Origin of the sequence: Asaia sp. SF2.1, from assembly GCF_000505765.1 — a bacterium.
Taxonomy (GTDB): domain Bacteria; phylum Pseudomonadota; class Alphaproteobacteria; order Acetobacterales; family Acetobacteraceae; genus Asaia; species Asaia bogorensis.
Genome location: NZ_AYXS01000051.1, coordinates 15762 through 16438, shown reverse-complemented (window position 1 = coordinate 16438; position 677 = coordinate 15762). Strand labels below are relative to the sequence as shown.

The window sequence follows — 677 nt, the reverse complement described above, 5'->3', positions numbered from 1 at the left end:
GAGACGGACGATGCAGCCATCAACGAAGTGCGCTGGCGTCAGTGCCGCAACATGATGGCGACCCTGATCTTCTCGCAAGGCACCCCCATGATTGTGGCGGGGGATGAGTTCGGCAGAACCCAGGGCGGCAACAACAATGCCTATTGTCAGAATAACGACATCTCCTGGGTTGATTGGCGTCTCAGCGAAGGAGGGGCTCGTCTTTCCAAGTTCACCACGCGGCTTCTCGCGCTTCGTCGACGCTTCCCGATCCTGCGTCGCGCCCGGTTCCTGACCGAGGCCTATAATCCTGAACTCGACGTCAAGGAACTGACCTGGATCAGCGCGTCCGGTGGTGACATGCAGCAGGATGAATGGTCGCTGGCGCAGTGCTTCGGGCTCATGCTGGATGGTCGGGCCCAGCCCAGCGGTATCATGCGTCGCGGCGCTGATGCTACGCTCTTGCTCATCCTCAATAGCTGGCACGATGTGGTGGAGTTCACGCTGCCGAAGGCGGAAGGCGACGAATGGAAGCTGCTGCTGGACACCAACCGGCCAGATGACGGCGAGGCGCTGGAATCCGAGTTGTTTGAGCAGGAGCAGGTTTATACCGTGACAGGGCGCTCGGTTCTGCTGTTCGAACTGATCACTAAACCTGAAGCAAGCTGAGCCTTTTCTAGCCTGGTAACTGATGATGG

The 677-nt window shown here is 58.9% G+C and carries 1 pseudogene; it reads left to right on the top strand.

What is annotated here, in order from left to right:
• A pseudogene (locus P792_RS0120385) lies at positions 1-648 on the top strand (glycogen debranching enzyme GlgX); the annotation flags it as partial.
• Positions 649-677 lie beyond the last annotated feature (29 nt).